The organism is Geodermatophilus sp. SYSU D01119, assembly GCF_054049975.1.
The window spans coordinates 117841-137240 of sequence record NZ_JBJGYL010000010.1 but is presented as its reverse complement, the minus strand read 5'-3'; the positions used below and the strand labels follow the sequence as shown (position 1 = coordinate 137240).

General features: G+C 78.2%; 16 protein-coding genes. 11 read left to right on the top strand and 5 right to left on the bottom strand.

Annotated features, from left to right (window positions below):
- Positions 1 to 363: 363 nt before the first annotated feature.
- Positions 364 to 2928, top strand: a complete 2565-nt coding sequence (locus ACI79X_RS10510; RefSeq protein WP_457025339.1) for an AMP-binding protein — start codon at positions 364 to 366, stop codon at positions 2926 to 2928.
- On the opposite strand, the gene ACI79X_RS10505 is transcribed toward ACI79X_RS10510, so the two are convergent.
- A complete protein-coding gene (locus tag ACI79X_RS10505) occupies positions 2914 to 3393 on the bottom strand; it encodes a DUF6194 family protein (protein WP_457025338.1) in 480 nt (159 codons plus the stop codon). The genes ACI79X_RS10510 and ACI79X_RS10505 overlap by 15 nt on opposite strands.
- Positions 3394 to 3459: 66 nt before the next feature.
- On the opposite strand from ACI79X_RS10505, the gene ACI79X_RS10500 reads away from it, so the two are divergent.
- Entirely contained in the window at positions 3460 to 4158 is a 699-nt protein-coding gene (locus ACI79X_RS10500) for a MerR family transcriptional regulator (RefSeq protein WP_457025337.1), read from the top strand.
- Positions 4159 to 4282: 124 nt separating this feature from the next.
- On the opposite strand, the gene ACI79X_RS10495 is transcribed toward ACI79X_RS10500, so the two are convergent.
- The 3 genes from ACI79X_RS10495 to ACI79X_RS10485 all read right to left on the bottom strand — a co-directional run bounded on the left by ACI79X_RS10495 (position 4283) and on the right by ACI79X_RS10485 (position 7967).
- Entirely contained in the window at positions 4283 to 5143 is an 861-nt protein-coding gene (locus ACI79X_RS10495; protein WP_457025336.1) for a universal stress protein, read from the bottom strand.
- Positions 5140 to 6564, bottom strand: coding sequence for an amino acid permease (locus ACI79X_RS10490; protein ID WP_457025335.1), 1425 nt, complete (start codon positions 6562 to 6564; stop codon positions 5140 to 5142). Before ACI79X_RS10490 ends, ACI79X_RS10495 begins: the two co-directional genes overlap by 4 nt.
- Before the next feature lie 86 nt (positions 6565 to 6650).
- Positions 6651 to 7967 (bottom strand): alpha-hydroxy-acid oxidizing protein, encoded by a 1317-nt coding sequence (locus tag ACI79X_RS10485; protein ID WP_457025334.1) that lies wholly within the window; start codon positions 7965 to 7967, stop codon positions 6651 to 6653.
- Positions 7968 to 8242: 275 nt separating this feature from the next.
- On the opposite strand from ACI79X_RS10485, the gene ACI79X_RS10480 reads away from it, so the two are divergent.
- The 9 genes from ACI79X_RS10480 (at position 8243) to ACI79X_RS10440 (ending at position 17667) form a co-directional block, all read left to right on the top strand.
- Positions 8243 to 9226, top strand: a complete 984-nt coding sequence (locus ACI79X_RS10480; protein WP_457025333.1) for a hypothetical protein — start codon at positions 8243 to 8245, stop codon at positions 9224 to 9226.
- Between the two features lie 25 nt (positions 9227 to 9251).
- Complete coding sequence (locus ACI79X_RS10475) at positions 9252 to 9749, top strand: MarR family winged helix-turn-helix transcriptional regulator (RefSeq protein ID WP_457025332.1); 498 nt, start codon at positions 9252 to 9254, stop codon at positions 9747 to 9749.
- 124 nt (positions 9750 to 9873) lie between these two features.
- Complete coding sequence (locus tag ACI79X_RS10470; protein ID WP_457025331.1) at positions 9874 to 11364, top strand: HAD-IIIA family hydrolase; 1491 nt, start codon at positions 9874 to 9876, stop codon at positions 11362 to 11364.
- A complete protein-coding gene (locus ACI79X_RS10465; RefSeq protein WP_457025330.1) occupies positions 11361 to 12452 on the top strand; it encodes a glycosyltransferase family 9 protein in 1092 nt (363 codons plus the stop codon). The genes ACI79X_RS10470 and ACI79X_RS10465 overlap by 4 nt, the downstream gene beginning before the upstream one ends.
- Positions 12449 to 13429, top strand: coding sequence for a glycosyltransferase (locus ACI79X_RS10460; protein ID WP_457025329.1), 981 nt, complete (start codon positions 12449 to 12451; stop codon positions 13427 to 13429). Before ACI79X_RS10465 ends, ACI79X_RS10460 begins: the two co-directional genes overlap by 4 nt.
- Entirely contained in the window at positions 13426 to 14670 is a 1245-nt protein-coding gene (locus tag ACI79X_RS10455; protein WP_457025328.1) for a glycosyltransferase, read from the top strand. Before ACI79X_RS10460 ends, ACI79X_RS10455 begins: the two co-directional genes overlap by 4 nt.
- A 20-nt stretch (positions 14671 to 14690) precedes the next feature.
- A complete protein-coding gene (locus ACI79X_RS10450) occupies positions 14691 to 15371 on the top strand; it encodes a D-sedoheptulose-7-phosphate isomerase (RefSeq protein WP_457025327.1) in 681 nt (226 codons plus the stop codon).
- Positions 15368 to 16741, top strand: a complete 1374-nt coding sequence (gene rfaE2 / locus ACI79X_RS10445; RefSeq protein ID WP_457025326.1) for a D-glycero-beta-D-manno-heptose 1-phosphate adenylyltransferase — start codon at positions 15368 to 15370, stop codon at positions 16739 to 16741. Before ACI79X_RS10450 ends, rfaE2 begins: the two co-directional genes overlap by 4 nt.
- The gene (locus ACI79X_RS10440; protein WP_457025325.1) at positions 16738 to 17667 is read left to right on the top strand and encodes a glycosyltransferase family 9 protein; all 930 of its coding nucleotides are present in this window, start codon (positions 16738 to 16740) and stop codon (positions 17665 to 17667) included. The genes rfaE2 and ACI79X_RS10440 overlap by 4 nt, the downstream gene beginning before the upstream one ends.
- On the opposite strand, the gene ACI79X_RS10435 is transcribed toward ACI79X_RS10440, so the two are convergent.
- Entirely contained in the window at positions 17664 to 19310 is a 1647-nt protein-coding gene (locus ACI79X_RS10435; RefSeq protein WP_457025324.1) for a VWA domain-containing protein, read from the bottom strand. The two genes, ACI79X_RS10440 and ACI79X_RS10435, sit on opposite strands and share 4 nt — an antisense overlap.
- Positions 19311 to 19400 lie beyond the last annotated feature (90 nt).

Here is a 19400-nt window from a genome sequence, read left to right as displayed (position 1 = left end):
CGCGGTCGAGCACCGTGCCGGGGCCCTGTGCTGTCGGGGGATCCCTGAGCGACCCCGGACCGATCCGTCCGGGACGGGTGTCCGCCGATGGCAGGCGGCGGCCCCGGTCGGCCGAGAGGTCCCGGATCCCTGACGTCAACATAACCCTGACGTCAGGGAAGGGTTGCCGTGTCGTCCATCACGCCGGTGCGGCCCATCGGCCGGGCCGCTGTCCTCCCGCGCCGGTCCGTGACCCCGGACACCCGCCCGACCGGGTGAGATCCCGCCCGGCGCGCACCGGGCGCTACACCTGTTGCCCCCCTGTCGCTTACGGTGCTGCGAGCCCGTGACCTGCGGGTATCGCCCTGCACCGGAAGGTCCCCCATGCCCGCCCTGTCGCCGCTGACCGACGACGGCCGTGCGACGACCGTGATCCGGCGGCTGCTCGAGGTGGCGGCGGCACAGCCCGGGACGGTGGCCGTCGGGGACGCCCTGCGGCAGCTCACCTACGCCGGCCTGCTCGCCGAGGCGGGGCAGGTGGCCGCGGCCGTCGCCCGGCGGAACCCGGACCGGCGGCCCGTCGCCGTCCTGTGCGGCCACGGCGTCGACGCCGTGGTGGCGGTCGTCGGCGTCGTCGCCACCGGCTCCCCGGTCGTGGTGCTGGACCCGACCACCCCCGCCGCCCGGCTGCGCTCCTACACCGAGCCCGCGGGTGCCCTCCTCTGCGTCGCGGACGGGCCGCGTCGCGCGACGGCGCAGGAGGTCTGCGGCGACGTCGTCGGCCTGGACGAGGCGCGCGCCGGGGCGACGGCGGAACTGCGGGCGCGGCCGCCGGAGCCGGGACGGCCCATGGCGCTCGTCTTCACCTCCGGCTCGACCGGGCGGCCCAAGGGCGTGGCCTGCGGGCAGGCCTCCTTCCTGCACGACGCGTACACCAACGCCACCGCGACCGGCTGCTACGGCCCGGGCGACACCGTGGCCAACCTGCTGCCGATGGCCTTCAGCGCGGGCATCGGGCTCACGTTCGCCGGGCTGCTCACCGGGGCGACGCAGCAGTTCTTCGACCCCCGCACCCGGCCGGTGCGGGAGCTGCCCGGCCGGCTGCGCGAGGTGGGCGCCACGGTGCTCGTGGCCAGCCCGGCCATCCTGCGCGGGATCGTGGCGAGCAGCCCTCCCGGGACCACGCTGGAGGGGCTGGCCCGCCTCACGATGGCCGGCGAGACCGTGCACGCCGCCGAGCTGGAGGCCGTCCGGCGGCTGGTGGGCCCCCGCTGCGAGATCCGCAACCGCTACGGCTCCACCGAGACGTGGCTGATCTGCGAGAACGTCATCGGACCCGCCGACCCGCTGCCCGCGGGCCCGACGCCGGTGGGCCGGCCGGTGTCCGGCGTCCGGCTGGTGGTCCGCGACGAGCACGGCTCCGACTCCGCCACCGGCACCGGCCGCCTGGTCGTGCGGTCCCGGTGGCTGACCGACGGCTACTGGGGCGCGCCGGAGGCCACCGCGGAGGTGTTCCGCGACCTCGGCGACGGCGTCCGGGAGTTCGTCACCAGCGACGCCGCGGTGCTCGCCGCCGACGGGACCGTCCGGCTGCTCGGCCGGACCGACCACAGCGTGAAGATCCGCGGCCACCTGGTCGAGCCCGGCGAGGTGGACGCCGTCCTGTTCGCGCAGCCCGAGATCCGGGAGGCGGTCACGGTGGGCGTGGTGGCCGAGGACACCGGCCGGGCGCGGTTGGTGTCCTACGTCGTGCCCGCCGGCGGCCGGCTCGAGGCGTCGTCGGTGCGCCGGGTCGTGCGCGCCGAGCTGCCGGCGTTCATGGTCCCCGAGCAGGTGGTCCTACTGCCGGCGCTGCCCCGCACCGAGCGCGGCAAGCTCGACCGGGCCGCCCTGCCGCCGGCCCCCGCGCACGACCCGGGCGCGCACCCGCCGCTCACCGACTGGGAGCGGGTCGTGGCCGGGGTCTTCGCGCGCGTCCTCGGCCTCGACCGGGTCGGCCGGGACGCGGACTTCTTCGCCCTCGGCGGCGATTCCCTCGCGGCGGAGGAGCTGCTGGCCGCGCTGGCCACCGAGCTCGACGTCTCCGCGGCGACCCTGTCCACGGGCCTGCTCGCCGAGGCGCCGACCGTCGAGGCCCTCGCCTCGGCCGTGCGGCGGCACCGGCGGCCGGCGCACCCGACGCTGGTCCGGCTCCGCGAGGAGGGCTGCCGGCCGCCGCTGTTCTGCCTGGCCGGTGCCGGAGCGGTCGCCGTCGGCTTCCGGCCGCTGGCCCAGCGCCTGCCGGCCCACCAGCCGGTGTACGCCCTGCAGGCGCACGGCCTGGAGGGCGGCGGCCGCCCCGACGGATCGGTCGAGGAGATGGCGGCCCGGGCGCTCCGGACCCTGCGGCAGGTGCGGCCCCGGGGCCCCTACCGGCTGGCCGGGCACTCGCTGGGGGCGCTGGTGGCGCTGGAGATGGCGCACCGGCTGGAGGCCGACGGCGACCGCGTCGAGCTCCTGGCGGTCCTGGACAGCTTCCCGCCCGACCCCGCCCTGTCGCCGTCGCCCTACGACGGCGGGCCGCTGCGCCGGCTCAAGCAGGCCGTCGCCATCGCCACGGCCGGCGTGCTGCCCGACCCGGTGGGCAACTACTCCCGCTTCCACCTGCAGGGCATGGCCGTCGCCCGCCGCTACCGGGGCCGGCCCTGGGCCGGGCGGGCGCTGGTCGTGGTGGCCCGCGACGACGAGGCGGCCGCGGCGCGGACGGGCTGGGGCCCGTGGCTGTCCGGCCCGGCGGCCACCGTGGAGGTCGCGGGCGACCACGGGAGCGTGCTGCACGAGCCCCACGTCGGGGCGCTCGCCGAGGCGCTGGCCGCGGAGCTGGCTGCTCTCGACGGCGCCCTCGACGACGCCCTCGACGGCGCCCTCGACGGCGCCCGCGACACCGCCGCCGGCTCAGCGCGGGGCTGAGCCCGACCGGCGCCCGGCCCGGGCCAGGGCGCGCGCGTGGGCGTCGCGCAGCAGGTCGCGCACCGTCGCCTCCGTCCGCGGCCCCGGGTCCACCACCGACACCCAGCCCAGCGAGCCGTGGACCGGATGGGCGAGGACGGTGTCGACGGCGTCCGGTGCGGGCTCGCCGGCCGCGGGCTCGTCGCGCGGCCCGCGGCCGACCAGCGCGGTGAACCCCGCCGTGCCCGCGCCCACGTCGACCCGGAACGTGCCCGGCGACCGGTCCAGCCGCGAGGAGCGGTCGCCGCGGACGTCCTTCGTGACCACGGTGGCGAACGGCTGCGTCCGCGGGACGACGCCGTCAGGGGCGACGTACAGGAAGACGTCGCCCCGCGCCTCCTCGGGGGCCCCGTCGCCCGGACCCGGCCGCAGCACGAGGACGCCGTCGAGCGGGGTGACGGCCGCGAGGATCTCGTCGATGCTCATGGCCTCGAGTGTCCGGTTCGGGTCCCTGTGGAGACCCCGGAGCCGAGGGACCTGGGAGGACGTGCGATGACCCCCCACGCGGGCCTGCGGACGGTGGACGTCGCCCGCCGGGCCGGGTGCTCGGTGCAGCAGGTGCGCGACCTCGAGACCGAGGGCGTCCTGCTCCGCGCGGCGCGCACCGCCTCGGGCCGGCGGGTGTTCGCCGAGACGCACGTGCGGGCCGCGCTCGCCCACCGCCTGCTCGCCGCCGCCGTCGGTCCGCGCGGGGCCGGGGACCTCCTCCGGGCAGCGCACCGCTGGCCCGACCCGGCCGTGCTGCACCTGCTCGACGCCGCCCACGCGGCCCTGGCCGCCGAGCGGCGCGACCTGGCGCTCGCCCGCGAGGCCGCCGCCGCGGTCACCGCCGAGCCGATGGCGGACGTCCGCCCCTCCGACGCCATGGGCGTCGCCGAGCTCGCCGGCGCCCTCGGGGTGCGGCCCTCGACGCTGCGCCACTGGGACGCCGAGGGGCTCGTCGTCCCGGGTCGCGACGCCACCGGCGCCCGCTGCTACGCCCCCGCCGACGTGCGGGACGCGCGGGTGGTGCACCAGCTGCGCCTCGCCGGGTACGGCATCGGGCCGCTGCGGGAGCTGCTGCCCGGGCTGCGCGGGGCGCGTCGCCTCGAGGACGTGCGGGGCGCGCTCGCCGCCCGGGACGCGAGCGTCGACGCGCGCTCGCGGGCGCTGCTCGAGGGGAGCGCCGCGCTGGCCGCGCTGCTGCGCTGAGGGAGTGGGGCGGGGGGCCGGTCCTGGCGGTCTGGCCGCGTTGGTCGATCCTCCCAGCAGTGGGAGGCCACTCGATTGCCGGCTCCCCCGCCCGAGACCACTGTGAGCGCCGTCACAGCCGACGTCAACCCCGCCCGGGCGTGTCCTCCGTGCCGCGCGGGACGACCACCACGGGCACCGGCGCCGCGCGCACGATCCGGGTCGCCGTCGAGCCCAGGAACACCCTGGCCAGGGGGCCGAGACGCGACGAGCCGACCACCAGCAGGTCGCCGTCGGACCACCCGGCCGCCGCCACCGCCCCCGGCCAGCCCGAGCCCCGGGGCACCCGCGTGTCCGTCGTCCCCGGGAGCCGCGCGGCGACGGCGTCGAGCTCGGCCTGCGCCTGGCGCGCCCACGCGCTGCTGACCTCCCGCTCGACGTGCAGGCCCGTCTCCGACGGCAGCAGCGGGTCGCGGTCGGGCGCGAAGGTGACCAGCCGCAGCGGCACGCCCCAGGCCGAGGCGGCGCGCCCGGCCCAGGCCAGGGCGGCGCGCGAGCGTTCGGTGCCGGCCCAGGTGCAGGTCACGCGGGTCACCCGCTCGCCCGGCGAGCCGGCGCGCGCGGCGAGCGCGAGCGGCACGGGGGAGGAGCGCAGCAGGTGCTCGGGCACCGCGCCGTCGCGGCCGAGCACGAGCAGCGAGCCGCCCACCTGCGTCACCACGGTGACCAGCCCGGCGGGCACCGACGGCGCCTCGACGGCGACCGTGCGCACCTCGCCGACACCGGCCGTCCGCAGCGCGTGCGCCGCCCGGCCCTGGCGCGAGCGGGCCACCTCGGCGACCCACGTCCGGTACTCCCGGTCGGCGCGCGGGTCGGGGAAGCCGCGGGCGGTGACCGTGGCGACGACGACGTCCTCCCCGGCCGTGCGGGCGAGCATCGCGGCCAGCAGCAGGTGGGCGTCGCCGCGCTCCTCGAGGTCGGCGGGGTGCCCGACGACGAGCGTCACCGCGGGTCCCGCAGCCGCGAGTGCGTGCGCGCGTAGGTCACGTAGACGACCGCGGCGAGCGCCAGCCAGCCGGCGAACAGCAGCCAGGTGATCCCGGGGAGCCCGTACAGGAGGTAGAGGCAGAACAGCACCGAGAGGGCGGGCACGACGGGGTAGCCGGGCACCCGGAAGCCGCGCGGCAGGTCGGGGCGGGTCGACCGGAGCACCACCACCCCCACCGAGACGACGAGGAAGGCGACGAGCGTGCCCATGCTGGTCAGGTCGATGAGGAAGTCCAGCGGCACGAACCCCGCCAGCGCCGCGACGAACAGCGCGACGGCGACCGTGCCGCGGACCGGGGTCAGCGTGCGCGGGTCGACCCGGCTGAACAGCGACGGCACCATGCCGTCGCGGCTCATCGCGAACAGGATCCGGGTCTGGCCGTACATCGTCACCAGCGTCACGGAGAAGATCGAGACCACCGCCCCGGCGGCCAGCACGACCGCCGGCCAGCGCGAGCCGGTGACGTCCTCGAGGATCACCGCCAGCCCCGCCTCCTGCCCCTCGAAGGCGCCCGCCGCCTGGGCGCCCACCGCGGCGACGGCCACCAGCAGGTACACCGTGGTCACCACGAGCAGGGAGCCGAGGATCGCGCGCGGCAGCGTGCGCCGCGGGTCGCGCACCTCCTCGCCGGCGGTCGAGACGGCATCGAGGCCGATGAAGCTGAAGAAGATCGACGACGCCGCGACGCCGATGCCGGCCGCGCCCAGCGGCGCGAACGGCGTCAGGTTGCCGGCGTCGAAGGCGGTGAACGCGACGGCGGCGAAGAACAGCAGGACGGCGATCTTGAGGACCACCATCACCGCGTTCGCCCGCGCCGACTCGCTGGCGCCGCGCACCAGCAGCAGTGCGCACAGCGTCACCAGCACGACGGCCGGGAGGTTGACCACGCCGCCGGCGCCGGGCGCGAACGACAGCGCGTCGGGGATGCGCAGACCGACCGTGTCGTCGAGCAGTTCGTTGAGGTACTCGCTCCAGCCCACCGACACCGCGGCCGAGCTGACCGCGTACTCGAGCACCAGGCACCAGCCGACGACGTAGGCGACGACCTCGCCCAGCGTCGCGTAGGCGTAGGAGTACGAGGAGCCGGCCACCGGGATGGTGGAGGCCAGCTCGGCGTAGCACAGCGCGGTGAAGCCGGCGGTGACCGCGGCCAGCACGAACGAGACGATGACCGCGGGGCCGGCCTCGGGCACCGCCGTGCTCATCACGAAGAAGATCCCGGTGCCGATGGTGGCGCCGATGCCGAGCCCCATGAGCTGGCCGACGCCCATCCGGCGGGCCAGCGCGCCGCCGTCGGGCTGCTCGGCGCCGGTCTCCTCGACCATCGCCGACACCGGCTTGCGCCGGAACAGCTGGCTGCCGGTGGACGGAGCGCTCACGGGGACCTCCTCGGCGCGGGTGCCGGCGACGTCGGCGGCGGACGGGTGGCGCCCACCCTCCCGCCCCGCGCCGGGGACGGCGAGTCCTAGCCGACCCGGCGCAGGACCTCCGGCGTCAGCTCGGCCACGGAGGTGTGGCCGGTCAGGCCGAGGGAGAGGTCGAACTCGCCGAGGACGTCGGAGACCACCTGGCGCACGCCCTCCTCGCCGGCGAGCCCCAGCCCCCACGCGTAGGGCCGGCCGAGCAGCACGGCGCGGGCGCCGAGCGCGACGGCGACCAGCACGTCGGCGCCGCTGCGGATGCCGCTGTCGAGCAGCACCGGCGCGCGGTCGGCGACGGCGGCCACGACGTCGGGCAGCGCGTCGAGCGCGGAGATCGAGCGGTCCACCTGACGGCCGCCGTGCGTGCTCACCACCACGCCGTCGACGCCCTCGTCGAGCGCGCGGCGGGCGTCGTCGGGGTGCAGGACGCCCTTGAGCAGGATGGGCAGCCGGGTGCGGGCGCGCAGCCACGCGAGGTCGGCCCAGGTGATCGAGGGCCGCGAGTAGATGGCCTGGAAGGTCTCGACGGCGGCCCGCGGCAGCGGCGAGCGCAGGTTCTCCCGCAGCGGCCCCGGCCACGCGCGCGCCATGCCGACCATCGCCAGCACCGCGGACAGCGTGGGCCGCGGCTGGCGGTCGCGGCCGGCGGCCTCCGCGGGCTGCGCGGGCGCGGCGTCGCCGGCCCCGGCCACCCGCTGCTCGGCCAGCCGCCGGAAGACCGGGTCGGAGGTGTACTGCGCGATGCCCTTGCCGAGCGCGAACGGCAGGTGGCCGAGGTCGAGGTCCCGGGGGCGCCAGCCGAGCATCGTGGTGTCGAGGGTGACGACCAGCGCCTCGCAACCGGCGGCCTCGGCGCGCCCGACCAGGCTCTCCACCAGCTCGTCGGAGGTGGACCAGTACAGCTGGAACCAGCGCGGCGCGTCCCCCATCGCCCGCGCGCAGGTCTCCATCGGCACCGACGCCTGGTTGGAGAAGACGAACGGCACGCCCAGCGACGCCGCCGCGCGGGCCACCGCCAGGTCGGCCTCCCGGTGCACCAGTTCCAGCGCGCCGACCGGGCCCAGCAGCAGCGGCGCGGGCAGGCGCCGGCCGAACAGCTCGACGGAGGTGTCGCGGGCGCTGACGTCGCGCAGCACCCGCGGGACGACGGCCCAGCGGTCGAACGCGGCGCGGTTGGCCCGCTGCGTGTTCTCCTCGCCCGCGCCGCCGGCCACGTAGGCGTACGCGCGGGCGGTCAGCCGCGCCTTGGCCCGGCGCTGCAGCGGCACCGCGGTGGTGGGCACCCGCGGCGTCCGGCCGTACACGCCGGCCCGGTAGACCTCGTTCTGGCGGCGGCGACCGGTCCCGGCTGCTGAGTCCACGCGGCCACCGTAGTGACCCGCCTCACCGACCTCGGTCTGGGTCCGCGACACGCCCGGACCGCGACACGCCGTCAGGACGTGACGACGCGCCGTCGAACCATCGTCCACATGGGGTCACGGGCCGCAGAATGGTCCCGCGCCGCCGGTGGAACCACCGCGGGTGGCGTGCACGACCGCTCGAGGGGGACACCGTGCCGGTCGGGACCCTGCCCAGGCACAGGCCGAGGCACGCTCCCCGCCCTGTCGCCGCGACAGGGCTCGCTCTGCTGTTCTCCGTGGCCGGACTGCTGGCCGGCGGGGTGGTCCTGGCCGCCCCGGCCGCCGCCGTCGACGACCCGGCCCGCCCCGACTCCCACGTGACGCACGGGCCGAGCTGCCGCCCCGGCGGCGTCGTCGTCGAGGTGACCGCGGGCACCGTCGCCTACGCCGTCACGCTGGCGACCACCCGGCAGCCCGCCGGCGAGGACTCCGCCGAGCTCGCGCCGGGCGAGACCGTCGTGCTGCGCACCGGCGACGTCGCCTGGGGCGAGGCGATCGACAGCCGGCTGGAGTACGCCGCGCTCGACGGCTCGGGCACCGCCTACACCGACGAGCTCGACGGCTACGTCTTCACCCGGCCCGCCGAGGAGGACTGCGCGGCCCTCACGGCGCCGCCGGGTGCCGGCGACGTCCCGCCGACGTCCCCCGCGCCGCCGTCGCCGGGTGAACCGACGACGCCGGGCGGGGAGCCCGAGGAGGACCCCGCCGGCCCCTCGGCGCCGACCTCCGCCGCGCCGGACGCGCTGCCGGTCCCGGGCCTGCCCGGGGCGGGGCAGGGTCCCGGCTCCCCGGTCGACGGCGGGGTCTCGCCCGGCGGCGCCGTGGTCGCCTCCTCGGCCCTGGTGGCCGCCGGCGACGCGGTCACCCTCACCGGCGCCGGGTTCACCCCCGGCGAGGTGGTCCGGGTGCGGCTGGCCGACGGCACCGAGCTCACCGCCGTCCCGGCCGGGCCCGACGGCGGCGTGCTCGCCACGGTGCGCATCCCGGGCGGCGCCGCGGCCGGGACGACGACGCTGGCGCTGGTGGGCGCCGAGTCGGAGACGGTCGCCGAGGTGCAGCTGCGGGTCGCCGCGGCGACGGCCCCGGTCGACCGCGACCCGCTGCCGGTCCCCCTGGTGGCGGCCGGGCTGGCGCTCGTGGTCACCGCGACCGGCCTCGTGCTCGTCGCCGCGGGGCGCCGCGAGCGGACGCAGCCGTCCGGCCCGTTCGGGAGCGCCTGAGGCCGTCATCGGCGACGATGGGGCGATGCGATCCGAGGACGTCCTCGCCCCCGGGATCCCGGCCGACCCCGCGGCGCTCCCCGGGGCGCAGCCCCGCGCCGCCGAGACGTGGCTGCGCATCGTGCAGGTGCACGACCAGATCACCCACCGGGTGGACTCCGCGCTGCACCGCGAGCACGACCTCTCGCTGACCGGCTTCGAGGCGCTGCGCCGGATCGCCGAGGCGCCGGGGGAGCGCGCCACGATGGGCGAGGTCGCCGAGGCGCTGGGGCTCTCGCGGGCCGGCGTCACCAGCACGGTGGGCCGGCTCGTCGACCAGGGCCTGGTGGTCCGCGAGCGGCGTCCGGGCGACCGCCGGCTGCTGCACGCCCGGCTCACCGACGCCGGCCGCGAGCGCGTCCGGGCCGCCGCGGTGCTCCACGACGAGCTCGTCGCCCGCCTGCTCGTCCTCCTGGGCGACGAGGCGCCGGTGGTCACCGACGCGCTCGCCCGGGTGTCCGCCGCCACCCGGATACGCCGCTGACGGAGGCGCTCCGCCCCCGCCACCCGCCCGCGGCGGGGCCCCGCGGAGGTGCCGGTCCCGCACCTCCGGAGGAACTTCAAGCCCGTAGTGTTTGCGGGCCGTCGCGCCCGGGCAGGGCGCGATCATGCCCGTGAGCTGCACCGTCGTCGTGCCGACCATCGGCCGGCCGTCGCTGGACGTGCTGCTCGACGTGCTCGCCACCGCCGAGGGGCCCCGCCCGGCCCAGCTGGTGGTGGTCGACGACCGCCCCGACGGCCCGCCGCTCGACGTCGACCGGCCCGGACTGCCGCCGGTCCGGGTGGTCCGCACGGGCGGCGGCGGACCGGCCCGCGCGCGCAACCTCGGCTGGCGCACCGCGCGCACCGAGTGGATCGCCTTCCTCGACGACGACGTCGTCCCCGACGCCGACTGGTACGCCCGGCTCGACGCCGACCTGTCCGGCCTGCCCGCCGACGTCGCCGGCAGCCAGGGCCGGGTGCGCGTGCCGCTGCCGGAGGACCGCCGGCCCACCGACTGGGAGCGCGGCACCGCGGGGCTGGCCACCAGCTCCTGGATCACCGCCGACCTCGCCTACCGCCGCGCCGCCCTGGCCGCCGTCGGCGGGTTCGACGAGCGCTTCCCGCGGGCCTTCCGCGAGGACTCCGACCTGGCACTGCGGGTCATGGACACCGGCGCCCGGCTGGTGCGCGGCGAGCGCTGGATCACCCATCCCGTGCGCCCGGTCGACCGCTGGGTGAGCGTGCGGGTGCAGGCCGGCAACGCCGACGACGTCCTCATGCGCCGCCTGCACGGCCCGGACTGGCGGGAGCGGGCCGACGCGGCGCTCGGTCGCCGTCCCCAGCACCTCGCGGTCACCGCCGCCGCCCTCGCCGCCGTCGGGCTGGCCGCCGCCCGCCGTCCCCGCGCCGCGGCCGCCGCCGCGCTGGCCTGGGCCGCCGGCACCGCGGAGTTCGCCTGGGCCCGCACCGCCCCGGGCCCGCGCGACCGTGCCGAGGTCACCACCATGGCCCTCACCAGCGCCGCCATCCCGCCGCTGGCCACCTGGCACTGGCTGCGCGGCGTCGTCCGGCACCGCCGGGTCGCCCCGTGGCGCGGCCTGCCCGACCTGGTCCTGTTCGACCGCGACGGCACCCTCGTGCACGACTTCCCCTACAACGGCGACCCCGAGTGGGTCCGCCCGGTCGACGGGGCGAAGGAGGCCCTGGACGCCCTGCGCGCCCGCGGCGTCCGGGTGGGCGTCGTGAGCAACCAGTCCGGCGTCGCCCGCGGCATCATCACGCGCGAGCAGGTCGACGCCTGCATGGCGCGGCTGGACGAGCTGCTCGGCCCGTTCGAGACGGTGCAGGTCTGCCCGCACGGCCCCGACGACGGCTGCGACTGCCGCAAGCCCGCGCCCGGGATGGTGAAGGCGGCCTGTGCCGAGCTCGACGTGGACCCGGCGCGGACCGTCGTGATCGGCGACATCGGCGCCGATGTCGAGGCCGCCGCGGCGGCCGGCGCGGTGGGGATCATGGTCCCGACGCCGGTGACGCGGCGGCAGGAGGTCGCCGCCGCGACCCGCCGCGCGACGACGCTGGCCGCCGCGGTCGACGACGTCCTGGCCGGCCGGTGGTGAGCCGCCGGCGGGGCACCGTCCTCGTCGCCCGGCTGGACAACGCCGGCGACGTCCTCCTCCAGGGCCCGCTCGTCCGCGCGGTCGCCGCGGCCGCCGAGCGGGTGGTGTTCCTCGCCGGGCCGGCCGGGGCCGACGCCGCGGCGCTGCTGCCCGGCGTCGACGAGGTCTGGACCTGGGCCTGCCCCTGGATCCTCGGCGACCCGCCGCCGGTCGACCCCGCCGACCTCGCCGCGTTCACCGGACGGGTGCGCGCGCTCGCCCCCGACGAGGCCGTCGTCTCCACGTCCTTCCACCAGTCGCCGCTGCCGCTGGCCCTGCTGCTGCGCGCCGCCGGCGTCCCGCGGATCAGCGCCACCAGCGTCGACTACCCCGGGTCGCTGCTCGACGTCCGGCACCGCATCGGCCAGGACGACGAGGTCGACCTGCCCGAGCCCGAGCGGGCCCTCTCGCTCGCCCGCGCGGCCGGCTTCGACCTGCCCGACGGCGACGACGGCCGGCTCGCCGTCCGCCGCCCCCTGCCGCCCGTCGACCCGCGAGATCTGCACACCCGGGGCTTCCGCGCGCCGGGTGGGCCCGAGTGTGCAGATCTCGCGGAGGCACTCGCACCGGGCCACGTCGTCGTGCACCCCGGCGCCTCGGTGCCCGCCCGTGCCTGGCCCGCGGAGCGCTGCGCCGAGGCGGTCGAGGCCCTCGCCGACGCCGGCCACCGGGTGCTGGTCACCGGCGGGCCGGGGGAGCGGGAACTCACCGCCGCCGTCGCGGGCACCCGCGGCACCGACCTCGGCGGCGCCACGACGCTGCCGGAGATGGCCGCACTGCTCGCCGGCGCCGCGGCCGTCGTCGTCGGGAACACCGGCCCCGCGCACCTCGCCGCCGCCGTCGGCACGCCCGTCGTCTCGCTGTTCAGCCCGGTCGTGCCCGCGGCCCGGTGGGCGCCCTACGGCGTGCCCACGGTGCTGCTCGGCGACCAGTCCGCGCCCTGCCGCGGCAGCCGGGCCCGCGTGTGCCCGGTGCCCGGCCACCCCTGTCTCTCGTCGGTCAGCGCCGCCGACGTCGTCGCCGCCGTCGGGAAGGTGATCGCCGCGTGAAGATCCTGCTCTGGCACGTGCACGGCTCGTGGACGACCGCGTTCCTCGAGGGCAGGCACGAGTACCTGCTCCCGGTGGTCCCCGGCCGGGGCCCCGACGGGCTCGGCCGCGCCCGCACGTGGGACTGGCCCGCGTCGGCCCGCGAGGTGACGCCCGAGCAGCTGCGCGAGGAGCACGTCGACGTCGTCGTGCTCCAGCGGATGCGCGACCTCGAGCTGGTCCGGGAGTGGCTCGGCCGCGAGCCCGGGCACGACCTGCCCGCCGTCTTCCTCGAGCACAACGCGCCCGGCCTCGAGCCCGGCGACGGCCCGGTGCCGCACACCCGCCACCCGCTGGCCGACCGCGACGACGTCCCGATCGCGCACGTCACCCACTTCAACCGTCTCTTCTACGACAACGGCCGCGCGCCCACGACGGTGATCGAGCACGGCATCGTCGACCCCGGCGAGCGCTGGACCGGCGAGCTCGCGCGGGCCGCCGTCGTCACCAACGAGCCGGTCCGCCGCGGCCGCACCGTCGGCGCCGACCTGCTGCCGGGGCTCGCCGCGGCCGCGCCGGTCGACGTCTTCGGGATGGGCCTGTCCGGCCTGCACGAGCGGCACGGCCTCGACCCCGACCGCGTCACCCTCTACGACGACCCGCCCCAGGCCGCCATGCACGCCGAGCTGGCCCGCCGCCGCGTCTACGTGCACCCGGTGCGCTGGACCTCCCTCGGGCTCTCCCTGCTCGAGGCGATGCACCTCGGCATGCCGGTGGTCGCCCTGGCCACCACCGAGGTGGTCGAGGCGGTGCCCGCGGGGGCGGGCGTCGTCTCCACCCGGCCCGAGGTCCTGTGGGACGCGGTCCGCACCTACCTGCACGACGAGGACGCCGCCCGGCTGGCCGGCAAGGCGGCGCGCGCCGCCGCGCTGGAGCGCTACGGGCTCGCCCGGTTCCTCTCCGACTGGGATCGACTCCTCGAGGAGGTCACCCGATGAGGACCCACCGGCCCACCGGGGCGCCGCTGCGCATCGACATGGTCAGCGAGCACGCCTCGCCGCTGGCCGCGATCGGCGGCGTCGACGCCGGCGGGCAGAACGTGCACGTCGCCGCGCTGGCGGCGGGCCTGGCCGCCCGCGGCCACGAGGTCACCGTGCACACCCGCCGCGACGACCCGCACCTGCCCGACGAGGTGACCACGGCCGACGGCTACGTCGTCTCGCACCTCACCGCGGGGCCCGCCGAGGCGCTGCCCAAGGACGACCTGCTCGGCCACATGCCCGCGCTGGCCGCGGCGCTCCGGGCGCGGTGGGCGGTGCGGCCGCCCGACGTCGTGCACGCGCACTTCTGGATGAGCGGGCTGGCCGCCGTCGAGGCCGCCGGCAGCCTGCTCACCCCCGTGCCCGTGCTGCAGACCTTCCACGCGCTCGGCTCGGTCAAGCGCCGCCACCAGGGCGACGCCGACACCTCGCCGGCCCAGCGCGTGGAGCTCGAGCGGGACCTGTGCCGGGCGGTGGGCCACGTGGTGGCCACCTGCAGCGACGAGGTGTTCGAGCTGCGCCGCCTGGGCCTGTCCCGCGACCGGGTCTCGATCGTCCCGTGCGGCGTCGACACCACCGTCTTCACCCCGCGCGGGCCGGTGGCGCCGCGCACCGGCCGGCCGCGGCTGCTGGTGCTCGGCCGGCTGGTCGAGCGCAAGGGCCAGGAGGACGCCGTCCGCGCGCTGGCCGCGGTGCCCGGGGCCGAGCTCGTCGTCGTCGGCGGCCCGCCGGCCGACCGGCTCGGCACCGACCCCGAGGTCCGCCGGCTGCGCGAGGTCGCCGCCGAGGTGGGCGTGGCCGACCGGGTGTGCTTCGCCGGGTCGGTGGCCCGCGCCGACGTGCCCGCGTGGGTGCGCTCGGCCGACGTCGTGCTGGCCGTGCCCTGGTACGAGCCGTTCGGCATCACCCCGCTGGAGGCGATGGCCTGCGGCCGCCCGGTCGTGGCCACCGCCGTCGGCGGGCTGCAGGACTCCGTCGCCGACGGCGTCACCGGCGACCTCGTGCCGCCCCGCGACCCGGCCCGGCTCGGCGAGGTCCTCGCCGCGCTCCTGGCCGACGACGCCCGGCGCGCCGCCTACGGCGCGGCCGGCGTCCGGCGGGCCCGTGCCCGCTACCGGTGGGCCCGCGTGGCCGCCGACACCGAGGCCGTCTACCGGCAGGTCCTGTCCACCCGGCGTCCCGTCGAGGCCGTCCGATGAGCGCCCCTGGAGGTCGCCCCGTGAGTGTCGCTCCCCACCACGCCCACGAGAGCACTGCGGGCGAGGTCGTCTCGCCCGACTCGTGCACCCACCTGACCGGCCGCGACCACGTCGCGTCGCTGACGCACGCGCTGCGCAGCCTCGACGCGTCGGTCGACACCCTCGACCGCTGGGGCGCGCTGCTGGCCGACGTGCTGTGCGGCGAGTCCCGCGGGCGGCTGCTGGCGGCCGGCAACGGGGGGAGCGCCGCGCAGGCGCAGCACCTCACCGCCGAGCTCGTGGGCCGCTACCGCGCCGACCGGCCCCCGTTCTCCGCGATCTGCCTGACCGCGGAGACCTCCTCGCTCACCGCGATCGCCAACGACTACCCGGCCGACGAGCTGTTCGCCCGTCAGGTCGAGGCGCACGGCCGGGCCGGCGACGTCCTGGTGCTGCTGTCGACCTCGGGCCGCTCGCCCAACGCCGTCGCCGCCGCCCGCCGCGCCCGCGAGTGCGGCATCACCGTCCTGTCCATCACCGGCCCGGCGCCCAACCCGCTGGCCGCGGCGTCGGACGAGGCGGTCTGCATCGACTCCCCGTGGACGGCGACCGTGCAGGAGTGCCACCTCGTCGCGCTGCACCTGCTGTGCGCCGCCTTCGACGCCGCGGTGCTGGCCGAGCCCGCCCGCGTGCCGCAGAGCCGCCTGGGGGTCGCCCGGTGAAGCCGCTGGTGGTGGTCGGGGACGCCCTCCTCGACGTCGACCTGGTCGGCACCTCCTCCCGGCTCACCCCCGACGCGCCGGTGCCGGTGGTCGAGGACGTCGAGACCCGCGAGCGCCCGGGAGGGGCCGCGCTGGCCGCCGTCATCGCCGCGCAGGCCACCGGCCGCGAGGTCGTGCTCGTCGCGCCGCTGGCCGACGACGAGGGTGCCGCGCGGCTCCGGGCGCTGCTGGCCGGCCGGGTCCGGCTGGTCGCCGTGCCCGCCACCGGCGGCACCGCGGTCAAGCAGCGCGTGCGGGTGGGCGACCACTCGGTCGTGCGCATCGACAGCGGCGCGCCCTCGGTCACCCTCGGCGAGCTGCCGGAGGAGGCCCGCGAGGCCATCCGCGGCGCCGCGGCCGTGCTGGTCGCCGACTACGGCCGGGGCACGACGTCGGACGAGGCGGTGCGCGCCGCGCTGGCCGAGGCCGGCGGTCCGGTGGTCTGGGACCCGCACCCCCGCGGCGCCGACCCGGTGCCCAGCGTCCGGCTGGTCACGCCCAACGCCTCCGAGGCCGCCCGCGTCGCCGCCGCCGGCGGTGTGCCGGCCGACGGCGAGGGGCTGGCCGCGGTCGGCGCCCGCGCGGAGGCGCTGATCCGGCAGTGGGGCGTGGGCGCGGTCGTGGTCACCCTCGGCTCCCGGGGCGCGCTGCTGTCCTACGGAGAGGGCGCGCCCATGGTCGTGCCCGCCGTCCCCGTGACCGGCGGCGACCCGTGCGGCGCCGGCGACTCCTTCGCCGCCGCGGCCGCCCTGGCGCTGGCAGACGGCGCGGTGACCGGCGAGGCGGTGGCCGCGGCCGTCGCCTTCGCCGGGCGCTTCGTCGCCGCCGGCGGGGCCACCGCCTGGGACGCCTCCCCGGTGCGCGAGCCCGACGTGGCCGCGGAGGACGGCGTCTCGGCGCTGCTGGCCCGCGTGCGCGACGCCGGCGGCACCGTGGTGGCCACCGGCGGCTGCTTCGACCTGCTGCACGCCGGGCACGTGGCCACGCTGCGCGCCGCCCGCGGGCTCGGCGACTGCCTCGTCGTGTGCATCAACTCCGACGACTCGGTGCGCCGGCTCAAGGGCCCCTCGCGGCCGCTGGTCACCGCTGCCGACCGGGCCCGGGTGCTCGAGGCCCTCGACGCCGTCGACGCCGTCGTGGTCTTCGACGAGGACACCCCCGCCGAGGTGCTCGACCGGCTGCGGCCCGACGTGTGGGCCAAGGGCGGCGACTACGCCGGCGCCGACCTGCCCGAGGCCGCGGTGCTGCGGCAGTGGGGCGGGCAGGCCGTCGTCCTGCCGTACCTGGACGGCCACTCGACCACCGCCCTGGTCGAGCGCTCCCGCGTGTGAGGGACGACCGCCCGGTCGCGGTCGTCCTGCGGCCGCTGGGGCTCGGTGACCTGCTCACCGGCGTCCCGGCGATCCGCGCCGTGCGGGCGGCCGTGCCGGACCACCGGCTGGTCCTGGCGACGACGTCCGCGCTCGCGCCGCTGGCCGGGCTGGTCGACGCCGTCGACGAGGTGCTGCCCGCGCGCGAGCTCGAGCCGCTGGACTGGACCGGGCCGCCGCCGGAGCTCGGCGTCGACCTGCACGGCAAGGGGCCGGCGTCGCACGTCGTCGTCGCCGGCCTGGGCCCGGCGCGGCTGCTGACCTTCGCCAGCCCGGGCTATCCCGGGCCGACGTGGTACCCCGACGAGCACGAGGTCCGGCGCTGGTGCCGGCTGGTGTCCGAGGGGCTGGGGGTCGAGGCCGACCCCGACGCGCTCGACCTCGCCGTCCCGCCCGTGCCCCCGGCGGTGCGCGGGGCGGCGCTCATGCACCCGGGGGCGGCCTTCCCCGGGCGGCGCTGGCCGCCGGAGCGCTTCGCCGCCGTGGCCCGCGAGCTCGCGGCCGCCGGCCACGACGTGCGCGTCACCGGCGGGCCGGCCGAGCGGGAGCTGGCCCGTGCCGTGGCCGAGGCGGCCGGGCTGGGGGCGGACGCCGTCCTCGCCGGGCGCACCTCCACCCTGGAGCTGGCCGCCACCGTCGCCGCCGCCCGGGTGGTCGTGTGCGGTGACACCGGCGTGGCGCACCTGGCGACCGCCTACCGCCGCCCGTCGGTGGTGCTGTTCGGCCCGGTGTCCCCGGCGCTGTGGGGCCCGCCGCCGCGCCCCCAGCACGTGGTGCTGTGGCACGGCGACGGCACCGGCGACCCGTGGGGCACCGAGCTGGACCCCGCGCTCGCGCGGGTCACGGTCGGCGAGGTGACCGCCGCCCTGGAGCGGCTGCTCGCCTAGCGCTGGCGCAGCGCGTCGAAGAGGACGTCCTGCAGGTCGGTCGGGTCGACGGCGGAGTAGGCCGCGCCGCCGGTGGCCGCGGCGATCTGCTCGAGGGCGGCGATGTCGGCGTCCGGGCCGAGCGCGACGCCGATGACCTTCACCGGCCGGGACGGGTCGGCCTCGTCCTGCAGCGTCTGCAGGAGCTGGTCCAGGCCGATGCCCGTGCTGTCCTCGTTCGTGCCGTCGGTGACGATCACGACGCTGCTCACGGCCTCGGGGTCGTACTGCTCGCGCGCGGCGCGGACGGCGCCCAGCGTGGTGTCGAACAGGCCGGTGCCGCCGCGGGAGAGCCGCTCGGGGATGGTGTCGAGCGCGGCGTCGAGCAGGTCGCGCTGGGTGCTGCCCCCGACCTCCTCCGTGAGGCCCCGGATCGGCTCGAGTTCCACCCAGTCCTGCTGGCCCTGCAGCTGGTAGGCGAAGAACCACAGGCCGATCGAGGAGTTGCCCGGGATCAGGGACAGGGCGCTGCGGGCCGCGTCGCGGGCGAGGGTGGCGCGGGTGCCGTCGCCGGCGGGCGCCTCCATCGACTGCGAGACGTCGAAGACGGTCAGCAGCCGCGACGGCGCCGCCAGCCGGGCCAGCTCGTCGAGGAGCCCCTGCACCTGCTCGGTGTCGACGTCCAGTGCCTGCGGCGCCTGCTCCTGCACGCCCGGGCCCGGCTCGGTCGGCGGGTTGCCCTCCGTGTCGCGGAAGCCGGCGTCGAGGACGGCGGTGCGCGCGGCCTCGGAGGTCAGCGTGCGGATGACGGCGTCGACGGCGGCGCGGTCCTCGTCGGAGCCGCTGCCGACGCGCAGCACCGGGTAGTCCAGCTGGGGCGAGCCCTCCGCCGGGTAGACGGCCACGAGCGCGGAGTCCGGCGTCGCGCGGTTGAGCGCGATGACCTCCTGCTCGCTGACCGGCACCAGCGGGGCGTCGGCGTCGTCGGCGGCCGCGGCACCCAGCGCGTCGGCGGGGGTGACGGCCGGGCCGCGGCGGGCGGCGAGCACCGCCTGCACGACGGCGTTGTCGGCCTGCTCGCCGCCGCCGAGGGAGGTCTGCACGGCGGCCAGCGCGGCCACGCCCTCGGCGCTGGTGGCCAGGTCCGGGACGGCGACCGGGCGCTCGCCGCTGAGCGCGGTCGGCCAGCCCGGCGGGGTCGCGCTCCAGCCGAGCTGGTCGGCGGCGGCGCGGCTGGTGCCCAGGACGACGGGGGAGCGGGCCATGGAGCCCGACGGGTCGAGGCCGGCGTCGTCCCCGGCGCGGACGGCCCACAGGGAGCTGTCGGGCACCCACACCTGCGGGAGGGCGCTGCCCTCGAGGGCGGTGAGGTCACCGACCGTCTGCAGCGGCTCCTGTGCGGTCACCTCGGCCACCGCGCACGCGCCGCCGCCGAGGTCCTGGCTCTCGTCGAGCAGGCCCTGGGCGACCACGCCCATCTCCGGCGCCACGGTGACCCGCACCGTGCGGGTCTCGTCGCAGTCGGCGCCGGCCTCCGAGCCGGAGGACAGCCACCACACCAGCCCGCCGGCCACCAGAGCCAGGACGAGCAGTGCGGCGCCGATCGCGAGGGGTGCGGGACGGGTCGTGCGGCGCTGCGCGGTCGTGTCGGCGTGGCGGCCCATTGCTCACTCTCGGTCAGAGTCCGGTTCTCTGGCGTGTCCCCCGACCGCCGGAACCACTGTAGGTGCGAACTCCGCCACAGTGGAGGCCCG

Coding starts and splice junctions, on each gene's coding strand:
- ACI79X_RS10505 (WP_457025338.1), bottom strand. CDS start 3,393: ATGAGCATCGACGAGATCCTCGCGGCCGTCACCCCGCTCGACGGCGTC.
- ACI79X_RS10475 (WP_457025332.1), top strand. CDS start 9,252: ATGCGATCCGAGGACGTCCTCGCCCCCGGGATCCCGGCCGACCCCGCG.
- ACI79X_RS10435 (WP_457025324.1), bottom strand. CDS start 19,310: ATGGGCCGCCACGCCGACACGACCGCGCAGCGCCGCACGACCCGTCCC.
- ACI79X_RS10510 (WP_457025339.1), top strand. CDS start 364: ATGCCCGCCCTGTCGCCGCTGACCGACGACGGCCGTGCGACGACCGTG.
- ACI79X_RS10500 (WP_457025337.1), top strand. CDS start 3,460: ATGACCCCCCACGCGGGCCTGCGGACGGTGGACGTCGCCCGCCGGGCC.
- ACI79X_RS10455 (WP_457025328.1), top strand. CDS start 13,426: ATGAGGACCCACCGGCCCACCGGGGCGCCGCTGCGCATCGACATGGTC.
- ACI79X_RS10470 (WP_457025331.1), top strand. CDS start 9,874: ATGCCCGTGAGCTGCACCGTCGTCGTGCCGACCATCGGCCGGCCGTCG.